Consider the following 14,424-nt stretch of genomic DNA (forward strand, 5'->3'; position numbering starts at 1 on the left):
TGCCGTCACCGGTCCTGCCATAGTGAACCCCGGCAAAAAGATGTAGTCACCAACCGGGACGGTCGTGGACACCAGCGAGAGCAGTACCGAACCCCAGGCCGAGGAGCCCGCCTCCGAGCGGGCCGTGCCGGGTCCGTCAAGCCCGTCGGATCCGTCGCGTACGGCAGGTCCTTCCGGGCAGCCCCGGCCGCGCGGCCTGCGCCGGTGGGCCATGGACACTCGACCCCTGCGCCGCCCGGCCTACCGCCGGCTGTGGGCGTCCACCGCCGTCACGGCGGTCGGCAGCCAGCTCACCGCCGTGGCCGTGCCCAAGCAGATCTACGACATCACCGGCTCCTCCGCCTGGGTGGGCGCCGCGAGTCTGGCGGGTCTGCTGCCGCTGATCGTGTTCGCCCTGTGGGGCGGCGCGATCGCCGACGCCATGGACCGGCGCAAGCTCCTGCTGGTCACCAACACCGGCATCGCCGTCACCTCGGTCCTGTTCTGGGCGCAGGCCGTCACCGGCCTGGACTCCGTCGCCGTGCTCATGGTCCTGCTCGCGGTGCAGCAGGCGTTCTGGGGACTGAACGCCCCGGCCCGCAGCGCCTCCATCGCCCGCCTGGTCCCCGAGGAGGAGCTGCCCGCCGCCAACGCCCTGGGCTCCACCGTCATGCAGACCGGCCAGATCGCCGGACCGCTGCTCGCGGGTGCGCTCATCCCGGTCGTCGGGCTGGCGGAGCTCTATCTGATCGACGCGCTGGCGCTGTGCGTCACGGTGTGGGCGGTTCACCGTCTGCCCGCCCTGCCGCCGCTCGACGCGACGGTGGCGCGGCGCGCGGGCCTCCGGGAGATCCTGGACGGATTCCGCTACATCTCCGGGCACGCGGTGCTGCTGCTGTCGTTCGTGGCGGACATCGTCGCCATGGTCCTCGGCATGCCCCGGGCCCTGTTCCCGCAGCTCGCCGCCGAGACCTACGCGTCCTACGACGAGGGGTTCGCGCTGGGGCTGCTGTTCGCCGCCATCCCGATCGGCGCGGTGGCGGGCGGACTGTTCTCCGGCGCGTTCTCCCGGGCCCGACGGCACGGCTGGATGGTCATCGGATCCGTGGTGGTGTGGGGCGTCGCCGTCACGGGGTTCGGGCTCAGCGACAGCCTCTGGATCGCCGTGGCCTTCCTCGCCGTCGCCGGGATCGCGGACATGGTCTCGATGGTCTTCCGCGGGGCGATCCTGCTCTCCGTCGCGACCGACGAGATGCGCGGCCGGATGCAGGGTGTCTTCACCGTCGTCGTCGCGGGCGGCCCCCGGCTCGCCGACGTCCTGCACGGTACCGCCGGTTCCGCCTTCGGCCCCCGTACGGCGGTGGCGGGCGGCGGGCTCCTGGTCGTCGTGGTGATGCTCGCCCTGGCCGCCGCGATGCCGGCGCTGCGCCGCTACCGCGTGTGAGGCACGGCCGGACCGTACGGGGCGCCGGGTCTACAGTGCGCGGTGCCCGCGCGTCGTGTGCGGCTCCATCAGCCGGACCCGCGTCGCCTCCAGCCGGTGCGCGAGGATCTCGGCGACGCAGCGCACCAGCGTCAGCCCGAGCGCCGGGTCCTCCTCGCACAGCCGGAGCACGGCCGCCGCGTCGAACTCGTAGGCGCGGACCGGACTGAACGCCTCGGCGCCGAAGTCCCACCGGTGGGGCGGGAACAGCCAGGACCAGCCCAGCAGGTCGCCCGCGCCGAGCGTGGCGACCGTCACCCGGCGCAGGTCGTTCACCCGCTGGTCGAGGGAGACCGCACCGGAACGGACGACCCAGAAACGGTCGGCGGTGCCCCCGGCCTCGAAGATCCGGGTGTCCTCCGGGAAGACCACCTCCCGCGCGAGTGCCATCAGACGTCGGCGCTGAGGCGGGGGGAGGGCCGTCAGGAGTTTGATCGCGTTGGTCATGAGGCAGGGCTCCTCGCCGGGCGTTCGGTACCGGTGCCTACGTCCATTGGAGCCGCTGCCGCCGTCCGGGGCACTTCGGCATGTAAAAGCCCTGGCTGGACGGGGGAAGCCAGCCAGGGCGGTAAAAGGTGGTGGAGGGAGGACGGGCGTCGACTCCGTCACCACTTATGGGTGAACGATAAACCATCTGTGCGGGTGTGCGCCGCCAGAACCGGGTCACGTGACCTGTTTCACTTCCGCGGCTCCGGGAGCGGTCCCGGAACCGGCCGGTCAGCTCCGCACATCGGACTTGCCGGGAGTCAGGATCTCGTCCAGTACCCGCAGCACGGCCTCGTACGCCAGCCTGTGCATGTCGGCGGCTCCCTTCTCCGCGGGATCGGCCCGTTCGAGTTCGGCGCTCCTCGCCCGCCACAGCCGCTCCTCATGGGCGGCGCGGGCCCGCGCCCGCTGGATCCGCCGCACCAGTTCGTCCGAGTCCACCACACCGGTCATGACGTCCGCCTACCCCGTTGCGCCACGGGAATGGCAGGCGTCCGGAAAAAGGCCGGAAGGTTTGCCGACGCCGGGGCAGGTGAGCCGAAAGAGATGACATTCCTCATCGAACCGGGAGTCGAACAATGTGCGAGGAGCGCACGACCGGAACCGACACCGCCCTGCCCGACACTCGCCGCGCCGACGTGCGGCGGCCGTACCGGCCGCGGCCGGCCGAGGCGCGCCAGGCCGTGTGGCGGGCGGTGTGCGAGCGCTGCCGCGCCACGCGCACCCCGTGCGACGCCGAGGCCCTCGCGGACGCGCTGCTCGTCACCTCCGAACTCACCACCAACGCGATCCTGCACGGTGGCGGCATCACCGACTTCCGGGTCGACGTCACCGGTCCCGGAGTGCGCGTCTCGGTGAGCGACCGCAGCGCGGAACTGCCCGTCGCACGGTCGACGACCGACCGGCAGGGGCGCTTCACACCCGGCGGCCGGGGCTGGCCCATCGTCTGCCGGCTGTGCCGCGACGTGCGGGTGGCCGACCTGCCGACGGGCGGCAAGTGCATCACCGCCGTGGTCCCCCTGCCCTGAAGGCTCACCGAGCCCCTCCGGCAGATTGTGCCGGGAAGCGGAGTTTGCGCCACCGGCGGGGGGGCAGTCGGAGGGTCGTGCTTCGGACCGGAGGCGCGCCAGCGGGAGAGCCATGGCTGCCGAGGAATTCCCTCCGGACGTCCCCGCAGCGGCCGTCCCGCGGTAGACCACCTTGAAATCCACTGTTCGGGAGCGAAAACGCATGCTCACAGAAACGCCCACCGACCGCCCCGACACCCCCGCCACCACGACGCCCCCGGCCGCCACCGCGACGGCGGCCGCCCCCACGGCCCGTGGCGCGCGCAGGCGCCACGAAGACGCTCCGGACACCGCGGCCCTGTTCGCCCGGCTGGCCTCACTGGAGGACGGCCCCGAGCGGGACGCCGTCCGCGACGAACTCGTCACCGCGTGGCTGCCCATGGCCCACCGCATCGCCGGCCGCTTCCGCGACCGCGGCGAATCCGTCGAGGACCTGCGCCAGGTGGCCGCACTCGGACTGGTCAAGGCGGTGGACCGCTTCGACCCGGCCCGCGGAGCCTTCGAGAGCTACGCCGTCCCCACCATCACCGGCGAGGTCAAGCGGCACTTCCGGGACCGGATGTGGGCCCTGCGGGTGCCCCGCCGGGTGCAGGAACTGCGCAACAAGGTACGGACCGCCCGGCGGGACCTCACCCAGACGCCCGGCAGCCCCGAACCCTCGCCCGCCGCCCTGGCCGAGCACACGGGGCTGACCGAGGAAGAGGTCGGAGCCGGGCTGGAGGCGCTGGAGAGCTTCAGCACCCTGTCACTGGACGCGGAGATGTCGCCCGACGACGACGGCTACAGCCTGGCCGACACCCTGGGCGCCTCGGACGCGGCCTACGACGTCGTGGTCGACCGCGAGTCCGCCAAGGAGGGACTGCGCCGCCTGCCCGAGCGCGAGCGCACCATCCTGTACATGCGCTTCTTCGAGGACATGACCCAGAGCCGCATAGCCGACCAGCTGGGCATCTCCCAGATGCACGTCTCCCGGCTCATCAGCCGAAGCTGCGCCCGCGTGCGCGCCGACGCGATGGGCCGACGGACGACGACCACCCACCGCGGGCGTGCCTGAGCGTCATGCCGTCGCCGGTCGTACCTCCTCAGCCGTACTGCCTCCAGTCGTCCCCGTCGTATGAGCGACCGCAAGAAGGGAACACGGTGCAGATGAGTGAATCCGAGATCCCGCCGGACGGCCGACCCGTGGACGTCTACCTCGACCTGCTGCGCATCCGGATGGACACCGAGGACTACCGCCTGCTGCTCCGTGTGGTGGAGCCGGTGCTCCGGGCGATCGAGGAACACCGCCTGTCCGGTCTCGACGTCGCCCTGGACGGCGGCGACGACGAACTGCCCCAGGAGATCCGCGACGAGGCCGCCCTCGTCATCGCCACAGCCGTCACCGGCCGCATGGACAACGAGGTGGTCGAGCTGGACGTCGACGAGAGCGGACCGGTCCGCGTGGTCACCGACGCGACCACGGCCGCCGACCCGTCCCGACTCGACGAGATCGCCGGCTACATCAGGGAACGGCACCGGCAGAACGACGAACTGCGCGGCATCGCCGAGGCCAGCGGCCTGCCCACCGACTTCTGAGCGGACCCGTCCACCGGATCGCACGAGGTCGCGGGCCCGGCCGCCGGCCGCGGAAGGCCCGTCACCGCTCGCGCGTCGCCAGCGGTACGCCCAGCGGGCGCGCGAGACCCACCACCGCTTCGTCCAGCCGCTCCAGGTGCCGCAGCACCCGGCCGGTGATCCGGCCGTAGCGCGAGGCGCCGTCACCGGAACCGCCCAGCAACGAGGCGAAGCTCGGCCCCGTCTCGATCCTGGCCGTGACGTCCCCGTCCGTGACCCGGGCCGCGATCGCCGCGATGTTGCGCACCGTGCGCCCCGTCGCCCCGCGCAGCCGTGGATCCGCCGCGATCGAGGGGTGGGTCTGCAGCAGCTCGGCCGTGGCCGCCAGCGAGCGCGCGTGGTACGCACAGGTCTCCAGGAGCGCGACGACGTACCGCGCGGTGTCCCGTCGGCCCCGCAGCGGAGTGACCGGATGGGTGAGCGGCTGGGTGGCGGAGCGCAGATCGCCCAGCGCCTGGTCCAGCTCCCGCGCCCGGTCCAGCAGATCGACGGCGGGTCCGCCGCTGAGCTGGTCGACGGCGGCCTCGGTGACCTCGGTGAGCCGCTCCAGCACGGTGCCCAGCAGCTCGTTCGTGCGCCGGTCCGTGCGCACCGGCAGGACCAGGGCCGCGGCGACCACCCCGCAGGCGGCACCCAGCGCGGTCTCCTCCACGCGCAGCACCAGCACCTCCCAGCTGTAGGTGTGCAGCAGCGTGTACAGCAGCCCCACCATCGCCGTCACGAAGAACGACATCAGCGTGTACGAGAGCGGCGCCGTGTAGGACATCGCGAAGATCATCACCAGGATCAGGCCGAACGTCGTCCAGGTGTGCCCGCCCACCACCGCGGCCAACGCGATGCCGGCGACCACGCCGAGAACCGTACCCAGCAGCCGCCGGTAGCCCTTGACCAGGATCTCGCCCGTCGACGAGGTGTTGATGAAGACGATCCAGCACGTGAGGACCGCCCAGTACCAGCGCTCGGAGGACAGCAGCTCCCCGCCGGCGATGGCCAGCGACGAGCCCACGGTGACCTGTACGGCGGCCCGGGTGGTGGGCCGTCGCAGCCCCGTGTCCTCCTCGGCCGTCCGGTCCTCCTTCCCGGCGTCGATGGAGGCGTCCTCGGCGTCCAGCTCCTCCCGGGAACGGGCCGTGGCAGGGGTGTCGTCCGACTCGTCCTGCGGACCGTCCAGGGCGATCCGCAGGCCCATCACCGCACGGGCCGACTCGCCGACGGCCCGGAACACGTCCTGGAGGGCCGGAGAACACACCGGCAGGTTCTCCTCGTCCCGGTAGGCGAGCAGGCGGTTGCGCACGTGCGCGAGCGCCGTCCCCGGCACCCCGGGCCCGGCGAGCAGGACCAGCGTACGCAGCGCGAGCAGATCGCGGCGCAGTCCGGCGGTGGCCTCGTCCGGCGCCGCCGTCCGGTCCGCCTCGGGAGCGGGCGCGCCCGGAAGGTGCAGGGTCAGCGTGTCCGCGCGTTCGGCGCTGCGGGCGGACAGCAGCAGCAGGCCCAGCCGCTCGGCGGCGATCTCGGCGTCCGCGATCCGGCGCTGCACCAGCCGCGCCGACGACTCGTCGGGGGTCCCCTGCTCCAACCGCGTCTGGATCATCAGGGCTGTCTCGTGCAGCCGGGCAGTACCCGCGCGGACGTCCTCCAGTGCCTTGTCGACCTCGTCCGGTGCGGCGTCGAGCAGCGCCAGGTGCGCCGTCACGAGCTGGGCCAGCCGGACGCGGAAGGCCTCCCGGAGCCGTGCGAGGAGCCCGGCCGGGGTCACGGGGACGACGGCGAACCGCATGACGGCACTGCACACGAACGCGGTGGCCAGGGCGGCCCACATCCCGGGCAGCTTCCCGGGGGAGGCGCCGATGAACAGGGACACGAAGTAGACCTGGAAACCGATCAGCCCCAGGGCGGTCCCGCGGTCGCCGAACCGGCGGGCGTAGACCGCGCAGAAGATGAGGACGGTGAAGAAGACGTCACCGACGACGACCCGCTCACTCAGCACCGCGCCGAGCGACACGGCCACGAGCGCCACCGGCAGACCGAGGGCGAGCGTGACGGCCTGGGCACCGCGCTGCTTCTCCCGGACGGCGAAGGTGGCGACCGTCGCGGTCATCGCGCCCGCCACCAGCTGGGTGACGCCCGCCCCCACGAGGGCGAGCACGGCCAGCGTCAGCGCGATGGCGCCCACCGTCCGCAGTCCGGCCGTCAGCCGCAGCAGCCCGGGATCCGACGCCGCCAGGCGGTCCCGCAGTCGTGTCCGCACCGAGTGCCCCGCCGCTTTCACGCCGCCGCACACGCTCCTGTCGCTCGCGTTGATCGGAATGACAGCATCGCATGTGCCCAGGCGGCACCCGCCAAAGGCCCCCCATCGGCAGGATCACCGGGACGGCGGGGCACCGAACGGGCGGGGCGGCCGCGGGAACGGGGTCACCGCACCCGCCGGCCCGCCTCCTCGACGTGCGCCCGCACCTGCTCGGGCGTCAGATAGGCATGCGTGTACTCGAAGTCCCCCAGCTTGGCGCGCTGGCGGGACTGGAAGCCGGTACGCACGAAATCGTCCCCGGCGATCGAGTTGAGCAGCCAGCTCGTCATGACCCGTGTCTTGGCGACGTTGGTGCGCAGCGCCGACCAGTGGTACCCGCGGGCCGCCACCTGGGCGGGCAGGCCCCGCAGTTCCACACCGAGCGGCTTGGACACGGCGTCGGTGCCGCCCAGGTCCACGACCAGCCCGAGGTCCTTGTGGTGGTACGGCCGCAACGGCCGGCCGGTCAGCGTCGCGATGACGTTGTCGGCGACCTGCTTGCCCTGCCGCAGGGCGTGCTGCGCGGTCGGCGGGCACACCGCGCCCTCGCCCTTGGCGAGGTCGGGCACCGCGGCGGAGTCACCCAGGGCGAACACCCCGTCGTGGCCGGGCAGACACATGTCCGCGTTGACCGCGAGCCGCCCCCGGACCGTTTCCGCTCCGAGCGCGGCGATCAGCGGGCTGGCGACGACGCCGGCCGTCCAGATGAGGGTGTGGGTGGGGACCACCCGGCCGTCGGTGAAGGTGACCTCCTCGGGGCCCGCCTTCGCGATGGAGACACCGAGCGAGATCTCGATGCCGCGCCGGGTGAGGATCTCCTGCGCGCTGCGCCCGAGCTTCTCGCCCAGCTCGGGCATGAGCTTCGGCGCGATGTCGATCAGGTGCCACTTGATCAGGCCCGGGTCCAGACGCGGGTAGCGCTCGACGGCGGCGTGGGTCAGCCGCTGCAGACAGGCGGCGGTCTCGGTGCCCGCGTAGCCGCCGCCGACCACCACGAACTGCAGCCGCGCGGCCCGTTCGGCCGGGTCCTCGCTGGCGTCGGCGAGGTCGAGCTGGGCGATCACGTGGTCGCGGATGTAGGCGGCCTCGGCCAGCGTCTTCATGCCGTAGGCGTGATCGGTGAGTCCGGGGATGTCGAAGGTACGGGTGACACTGCCGGGGGCCAGCACGATGTAGTCGTAGGGTTCGGCGACGGTCCGGCCCGTGATCATGCGGATGACGCAGACCTTGGACCTCAGGTCCACTCCGATGGCTCCGCCCGGAATGATCCGGGTGCGGTACTTCGCACTGCGGCGCAGGGAGACGGCGACCGACTGCGGTGACAGCACACCGGAGGCGACGTGGGGGAGCAGCGGCATGTAGAGCTGATAGGAGGTCGGTGTCACCAGGGTGATGTCTGCTGCCCACGGGGAGAGCTTCCGCTCCAGCCGGCGAACGCACGCCACGCCGGCGAAGCCTCCGCCCACCACCAGGATCCTGGGTCGTGTCACGGTGCTCATCCCTTCCTGCGGCTCCACATGGTCTGCCTCGAACGTCGACGTCCTCCGCGTGCCCCGGGAACGCCGCCCTGCACCTCCTCGATCGCAGCGCGCGACGCGTCACATCGGCCCCGAGGGGACCCGGCACGCGAGAGCCTTCAGCACCACGATGCCCGCACCGGCGGCGGAACGCACCGGGAAGCCCGGGACACGTGCGGGCCGGCCGGTCGCCGCCCGGCGGGCGCGGCGCTCAGCCGTGCAGGTGGCAGAGCAGCAGACAGACGTCGTCGTCGCGTTCGGAATCGCTGAGCATCGGCTGCAGCAGGCGGTCCGCCGAGCCTTCCAGGTCCGTGTCCAGCTCCGCGGGGGCGAACGAGCCGAGCGCCGCCGCGAGCCGCCCGATGCCCGGATCGATGCCCTGGGTGCGCCGCTCGACCAGCCCGTCCGTGTAGAGCGCCAGCGTCGAGCCCGGCGCCACCTGTTCGGTGTGGTCGGCGATCTTCTGCTCCAGCGGGATCCCGAGCATCGCGCCCGGCTTGGCGTCCAGGGTGCGCACCCGCCCGTCGGGCAGCCGCAGCACCGGCGGCGGATGCCCCGCGGCGGCCCACGTCAGTGTGGACCCGTCCGGGTGGAAACGGGCGATCACGGCTGTGGCGTACAGGTGCGGCTGGAGCTGGTGCAGGAACCTGTGCAGCCGGGTCAGCAGCCGGCCCGGACTGCCGATGTCGACGGCGTAGGCGCGCAGCGCGGTGCGCAACTGGCTCATCATGACCGCCGCGTGCAGCCCGTGCCCGGTCACGTCGCCGATGACCGTGATCAGACTTCCGTCCGGCCGGTGGAAGGCGTCGTACCAGTCGCCGCCGATGTTCATGCCGTGCGTGGCCGGCAGGTACCGGGCGGCCAGGCTCAGCCCCGGGGTCGTGGGCAGTTCGGTGAGCAGGGCGAGCTGCAGCGTCTCGGCGATGTCCCGGTTGTGCTCGAAGCGGCGGGCGTTGCCGATGGCGATACTGGCCCTGCGGGCGAGCTCGAGCAGCATCACCGCGTCGTCCGGGTCCCAGCGCTCACCGGGCGGCGACAGGGTGAGCACGCCCAGGGGCGCCTGGTGCGTCAGCAGCGGCACGCACAGCAGCGGCCTGCCGGGATCGAGGAGGGAGGGCGGCCGGTCGTCCACGCCGCGCAACCCGCCGGGGTGGTCGGCGGCGTACTGCGGTCGCCCGGTACGGGCCGCACGCACCGCGGCGGCCGGACGGGTCGGGGGGTGGTGCGGATCGTCTTCCTCGTCGAACAGCCATATGTCGACCCGGGCCGCGTACCGCGGCACCAGCAGTTCGGGCAGTCGGCGCACGATCTCGCCGTGGTTCAGCGAGGCATTGAGCACCGCGCTGGCGTCCGCCAGGAAGGTCAGCCTGCGGCGGGCGTTCTCCGCCTCGTTGCGCGCCCGGTGCTCGGCGGCGAACGCCTCCCGCTGGGCGCGTCCCGCCGCGTCCAGTTCGGCGTGCAGGGCCAGGACGCCCTGGTTGGTCTGGTGCAGCTCTTCCCGGTGGAAGGCGACCAGCGCCTCCTGCTCGGCGAGCCGGTCCAGCACCTGAGCCGTGTCCTCGTCGGCGCTCAGCAGCGCCTGGGCCAGATCGGCCGGATCGTCCGTCACCGTGCCTGCGTCGTCCGGCCGGCCCGCGTCCGGGCAGCGGACCGTCACCTCCCACGGAGTCTCCCCGGCGGCGCTCACGTCCGGCGGGGGGAACAGCACGGTCTGCAGCACGCCCTCCTCACCGTCCGGGCCGGGTGTGGGTGTGTCCACGGTGAGCCGCCAGGTACCGCCCTTGGCCAGGCACTGCCGCAGCCGGAAGCCGAGCGCCGCCGCCAGCCGGGCCCGCTCGACGGCGGGCACCCCGTGGCGGGCGGCCAGCCGCGCCAGCGAGACACGCGCGCGTGCCGCGTCGCTCACGCTGCTGATCTGCCATACGCGCGTCATGGTCGGTCCGGTGCTGCGGAGGTCAGGACGGCCACCGCGGTGTCGTCCCGCACGGGGCGGGCGGCACTGCCCGCGTCGCGGATCGTCACCGCGGCCGTCACGGCCGGGTCGGCCGCCGTGAGGCAGGCGTCCGACGGCGGGGCCCAGGAGCTGGGCAGACCGTCGGTGTGCAGGATGAGCACACTCCCGGCGGACCACGCGAGATCGTCCTCGCGCACGGTGCCGGGCCGGTGGTGACCGACGATGCCGGGCCGGGAGAGCAGGGCACGCCACCGGTCGCCCTCGCGCAGCCGGGCCCCGATGTTGCCGATCCCCGCGAACCGCAACCGCCCGGTCCGGGCGTCGAGCTGGGCCACCGCGACGGCCGCGCCCCGGGTGGCGCCCAGCTCCTCGTGCAGCCGGTGCAGCGCCTCGGCGGGGACGAGATGGGGCCTGTGGAGCACCGCCTCCACCGCGGCGGTGGAGGCGCGTGCGGCCTCGGGGCCGTGGCCCAGCCCGTCGGCCAGCACCAGGGTGTACCGGTCCCCGGACCTGACCCAGACCCAGGCGTCCCCCGAGTGGTCGGCCCTGGCGTAGGGGACGTTGACCCCGCCGGCCCGTATCACGGGCACCGACGGCACACCGTCACCGCGCGGGCCGTCCCCGCCGGACGACGGCGGGGCCCCGCCACCGACACGGGCCACCACGACCGTGCCCCGGCCGAGCACGCTGTGCAGCCCGAATTCGTCCGAGAGCCGCCGGCAGGTGCCGAGGCCCGCCCCCAGTGAACGGGTCGTGCTGAACCCGTCCCGCAGCGCCTCGGCCACATCGGCGATGCCCGGCCCGTGGTCGACCGCGGCGATCTGCACGGCCCGCACCCGGTCGCCCTCGCGGAGCACGGACGGCTGCACGATGTCGATGAGCACCTCACCGTCCCGCGCGTGCTTGAGGAGATTGGTGGCGAGCTCCGTCGCGACCAGCGACACGGCGGCGGTGCTCCGCTCGTCGAGACCGGCCAGGGCCGCCGCGTCCTCGGCGGCGACCCGGACGTCCCGCACCCGGGTGGAGTCCCGCACCGGCACGTCCCAGAGGCGTGGCATCAGACCTCCTCCCGCGCACGGGGCGGCCGGTTCACCCACGAGGTCACCCGCACCGTGGTTCCCGAGCCCACTGCGCTCTCGACCTCGAAATCGTGCACCAGGCGCCGTGCGCCGCCCAGCCCCATCCCCAGCCCGCCACCGGAGGTGTAACCGTCGCTGAGCGCCCGCTCGAGGTCGGGGATACCCGGTCCGGAGTCGGTGAACGTCAGCCGCAGCCCGCCACCGCACCCGGCGGACACCCGGGAGACGTCCATCTGCCCGCCCCCGCCGTGCACCAGGGTGTTGCGTGCCAGCTCGCTGGCGGCGGTGACCAGCTTCGTCTGGTCCACCAGTCCGAAGCCGAGCACGGCGGCGGCCTGCCGCACATGCTGGCGCACCCACATCAAGTCCATGTCCGACCGGATGGGCAGGCAGGCCTCGACCCCCGAGGCGGTGGGCGTCATCGGTGCTCCCGGCGCGCACCACCCGGGCGGGACAGCACGACGGGCTGCTCGAGCAGTGCCATCGCCGCCTGGGTGTCGAGCGCGGTGCGCAGCCCCGGCAGCGTCAGCCCCAGCTCCACCAGGGTGATGGCGACCGCCGGTCGCATCCCGGCCACGACGGTCCGCGCGGCCAGCAGCGACGACTGTGCCGCGAGCTCGGCCAGCACCCGTCCCAGGAAGGAGTCGACGATCTCCACGCCGGAGATGTCGATCACCACTCCCGTGACCCCGTTGCTCGCGATGGTCTCCGACAGGTCCTGCTGGAGCTGCTGGGCCGTGCTGTCGTGCAGGTCTCCCTGGAGAGTCACCAGAAGCACGTCGCCGAGCCTCAGTACCGGCACATGTCCCGCGACCGGGCGGGAGAACGCCTCGCTCACCGGCGGACCGCACTGCCGGTCGTCGTGCTCACGACGTCGACCCCCAGCTCGTGCAGGCAGTAGCCCAGCGCGTCGGCGAGGCTCGCCCGGGTGAGCACCGAGCCGAGGTCGAGACCCAGGTGGACCATGGTCTGCGCGATCGCCGGACGGATACCGGAGACGATGCACTCCGCACCCATCAGCCGGGCCGCCGCGACCGTCTTCATCAGATGCTGTGCCACCAGCGAGTCGACCGTCGGCACCCCGGTGATGTCGAGGATCGCGAACCGGGCGTGCTGGTCGACCACCGCGTTCAGCAGTGTCTCCATCACGACCTGACTGCGGGCACTGTCGAGCGTCCCGATCAACGGGACCGCGACGATTCCGTCCCAGAGCCTGATGACCGGCGTCGCCACCTCCAGCAGCTGCAGGCGCTGTCGGTCGATGAGTGCCTGCCCCTCGCTCAGGGCCGTCTGCATGGCCACCACGCGCAGGGTGCCCATGAGCACGCTCAGCGTGGTCGTGCACGCCCGCAGCTCCTCGGACGGTGCCTGCTCCAGGTCGGCGGCGAGGAGATTCTCGACCGGCGGCCACAGGGCGGCCAGCTCGTTCGATACCTGTGCGGTGGACAGCCCCGCATGGCTGCGGGCCGCGGTCATCCGCGCCAGCTGCTCACGGACACCGGTGAACCCGGCGGCGTCGGAGTCCTCGATCCGCTGTGCGTCGGCTACCTGGGCCAGGGCGTCGACGACCGCCTTGCCGGCCTCCACCGCCTCGTCGCGCGAGAGGGTGAACACCGCACGGAACAGGGGCTCGTCCGCCCATCGCTGGGCGATCTGCTCACGCCTTTGCCGCAGGAAATCCCTGACCTCGAGCGTCGGCGTTCCGAGCGGTTCGCCCGCTTCGCGCTCAGGCACCAGTGTCTCCTCATCATCGTTGCCGCACCGATCCCGTGAAGGAGCCGAGACGGTGCTGTGACCTTGCCGGGCGACCACTCTAACGACGCCCCGAGCCTCTCAGGAATCGGGTTCCCCCGGTGCGCCGGACAGCGAGTCGACGCGCTCCAGCGCCTCCTCGACGCTCTCGGACAACGGAACCGTGATGCTCACGCCGGTCAGGTCCAGGACGCGGCGCACCGCGGGGAGAGGGGAGATGATGTGCACGCTTCCCGGCAGATCACGGGCCTCCTGATAGACACGCAGGACGATGTTCATACCGGACGAGTCCATGAAGGGGACCGCCGACAGGTCCAGCAGGAAGTGCCGGCGCCCGTGGTGGAACTGGTTGGCCAGGTGATGCTGGAACTCCTTCGCGGTGTCGGCGTCCAGGTACCCCTGAACCGCCAGCAGGACGGCGTCCTCCCTGGGCACGGTCACCTCGACGGACAGCGGGTTCGGAACCACGGACACGAATACCTCCCAGACGAGCCGGCGGCCGGGTACGGCCGCACGTGCGGCTGCCTACCCCCGCATCGTCGTGTCATGCGGTGCCCCGCACACCGGCCCGCCGTCCGGGGCCGGTTTTGTGGCGGCGCCCGCCGAATGCACCGGCTCCAGCCGGGTAGTTGGCTGCTGTGGAGACGGTCGGGCCGACGACGAACCCGCCCGCTCCGGGAGAGTCGTCCACCGGGGAGGCAAGGAGCAGCGTGCCCATAGACAGCATCTGGTCATACGCGCCGGAGCTGGGTCCCGCCCAGGGGCAGGATCTGGACCTGACGGGATACACCGTCGTCGCGAGCGACGGCACCATCGGCCATGTCGACCGGCAGGCCGACCACCACTCCATGCGGCACCTGGTCGTCGACACCGGCGTCTGGGTGTTCGGCCGGAGCCTTCTCGTGCCGGTCGGCGTCATCACCGCCGTCGACACCGGCGAGCGGAGGATAACGGTGTCCTGCACGAGGGCGGAGGTGAAGGCGGCGCCCCGGTTCAGGACCGACAGCGAGACCATGGACCCCGGGTACCTCACGGCGGTCGGCGAGTACTACCGGGGGCTGCCCGGACCGGTCCGCTGACCGCCGTCGGGCGAACCTGCGCGGCCACCGGCGTGCGTGCCGTGGCCGTGGCCGTCCTTTACGGTCTCGCCGGGCACGAAGGATTCCGTCGCCTCGATGCGGCCGGCGAAGTCCGGGTGGTCGGTGT

The 14,424-nt window shown here is 72.7% G+C and carries 15 protein-coding genes; 5 read left to right on the forward strand and 10 right to left on the reverse strand.

Features of this window, described 5'->3' with window-relative positions:
• Positions 1–64: 64 nt before the first annotated feature.
• Complete coding sequence (locus tag AB0I73_RS30220) at positions 65–1,423, forward strand: MFS transporter (RefSeq protein ID WP_363042637.1); 1,359 nt, start codon at positions 65–67, stop codon at positions 1,421–1,423.
• A gap of 30 nt (positions 1,424–1,453) precedes the next feature.
• Here the strand turns inward: AB0I73_RS30220 and AB0I73_RS30225 are convergent, their stop codons facing one another.
• Both AB0I73_RS30225 and AB0I73_RS30230 read right to left on the reverse strand, forming a co-directional pair.
• Positions 1,454–1,909, reverse strand: a complete 456-nt coding sequence (locus tag AB0I73_RS30225; RefSeq protein ID WP_363042639.1) for a cyclic nucleotide-binding domain-containing protein — start codon at positions 1,907–1,909, stop codon at positions 1,454–1,456.
• A 270-nt stretch (positions 1,910–2,179) separates the two neighbouring features.
• Positions 2,180–2,401 (reverse strand): hypothetical protein, encoded by a 222-nt coding sequence (locus AB0I73_RS30230; RefSeq protein ID WP_363042641.1) that lies wholly within the window; start codon positions 2,399–2,401, stop codon positions 2,180–2,182.
• 125 nt (positions 2,402–2,526) lie between these two features.
• Between AB0I73_RS30230 and AB0I73_RS30235 the strand changes: the two genes are divergently transcribed.
• The 3 genes from AB0I73_RS30235 to AB0I73_RS30245 all read left to right on the forward strand — a co-directional run bounded on the left by AB0I73_RS30235 (position 2,527) and on the right by AB0I73_RS30245 (position 4,590).
• Positions 2,527–2,976, forward strand: coding sequence for an ATP-binding protein (locus tag AB0I73_RS30235; RefSeq protein WP_363042643.1), 450 nt, complete (start codon positions 2,527–2,529; stop codon positions 2,974–2,976).
• A 202-nt stretch (positions 2,977–3,178) separates the two neighbouring features.
• Positions 3,179–4,069 carry a SigB/SigF/SigG family RNA polymerase sigma factor gene (locus AB0I73_RS30240; protein WP_363042645.1) on the forward strand — a complete coding sequence of 297 codons (891 nt, stop codon included), beginning with the start codon at positions 3,179–3,181 and terminating at the stop codon, positions 4,067–4,069.
• Positions 4,070–4,161: 92 nt separating this feature from the next.
• A complete protein-coding gene (locus AB0I73_RS30245) occupies positions 4,162–4,590 on the forward strand; it encodes a hypothetical protein (RefSeq protein ID WP_109380960.1) in 429 nt (142 codons plus the stop codon).
• A gap of 61 nt (positions 4,591–4,651) precedes the next feature.
• Here AB0I73_RS30245 and AB0I73_RS30250 read toward each other — a convergent pair whose 3' ends face one another.
• The 8 genes from AB0I73_RS30250 to AB0I73_RS30285 form a co-directional block, all read right to left on the reverse strand.
• The gene (locus tag AB0I73_RS30250) at positions 4,652–6,898 is read right to left on the reverse strand and encodes an FUSC family protein (protein WP_363042647.1); all 2,247 of its coding nucleotides are present in this window, start codon (positions 6,896–6,898) and stop codon (positions 4,652–4,654) included.
• Positions 6,899–7,041: 143 nt separating this feature from the next.
• Positions 7,042–8,415: an NAD(P)/FAD-dependent oxidoreductase gene (locus AB0I73_RS30255; RefSeq protein ID WP_363042649.1), complete on the reverse strand. Its 1,374-nt coding sequence runs from the start codon at positions 8,413–8,415 to the stop codon at positions 7,042–7,044.
• A 229-nt stretch (positions 8,416–8,644) separates the two neighbouring features.
• Positions 8,645–10,366: a SpoIIE family protein phosphatase gene (locus tag AB0I73_RS30260; RefSeq protein WP_363042651.1), complete on the reverse strand. Its 1,722-nt coding sequence runs from the start codon at positions 10,364–10,366 to the stop codon at positions 8,645–8,647.
• On the reverse strand, positions 10,363–11,445 hold the full coding sequence (locus tag AB0I73_RS30265) for an ATP-binding SpoIIE family protein phosphatase (protein ID WP_363042653.1): 1,083 nt from the start codon (positions 11,443–11,445) through the stop codon (positions 10,363–10,365). Before AB0I73_RS30265 ends, AB0I73_RS30260 begins: the two co-directional genes overlap by 4 nt.
• Entirely contained in the window at positions 11,445–11,888 is a 444-nt protein-coding gene (locus AB0I73_RS30270; RefSeq protein WP_109380965.1) for an anti-sigma regulatory factor, read from the reverse strand. The genes AB0I73_RS30265 and AB0I73_RS30270 overlap by 1 nt, the downstream gene beginning before the upstream one ends.
• Complete coding sequence (locus AB0I73_RS30275) at positions 11,885–12,304, reverse strand: STAS domain-containing protein (protein WP_363042655.1); 420 nt, start codon at positions 12,302–12,304, stop codon at positions 11,885–11,887. The genes AB0I73_RS30270 and AB0I73_RS30275 overlap by 4 nt, the downstream gene beginning before the upstream one ends.
• Positions 12,301–13,200: an STAS domain-containing protein gene (locus AB0I73_RS30280; protein WP_363042657.1), complete on the reverse strand. Its 900-nt coding sequence runs from the start codon at positions 13,198–13,200 to the stop codon at positions 12,301–12,303. Before AB0I73_RS30280 ends, AB0I73_RS30275 begins: the two co-directional genes overlap by 4 nt.
• Positions 13,201–13,299: 99 nt before the next feature.
• Positions 13,300–13,692, reverse strand: coding sequence for an STAS domain-containing protein (locus tag AB0I73_RS30285; RefSeq protein ID WP_363042659.1), 393 nt, complete (start codon positions 13,690–13,692; stop codon positions 13,300–13,302).
• A 236-nt stretch (positions 13,693–13,928) separates the two neighbouring features.
• On the opposite strand from AB0I73_RS30285, the gene AB0I73_RS30290 reads away from it, so the two are divergent.
• The gene (locus AB0I73_RS30290) at positions 13,929–14,297 is read left to right on the forward strand and encodes a PRC-barrel domain-containing protein (protein WP_363042661.1); all 369 of its coding nucleotides are present in this window, start codon (positions 13,929–13,931) and stop codon (positions 14,295–14,297) included.
• The last annotated feature ends 127 nt before the right edge of the window (positions 14,298–14,424 follow it).

Source organism: Streptomyces sp. NPDC050388 (assembly GCF_040655635.1).
In the GTDB taxonomy this organism is placed as follows: domain Bacteria; phylum Actinomycetota; class Actinomycetes; order Streptomycetales; family Streptomycetaceae; genus Streptomyces.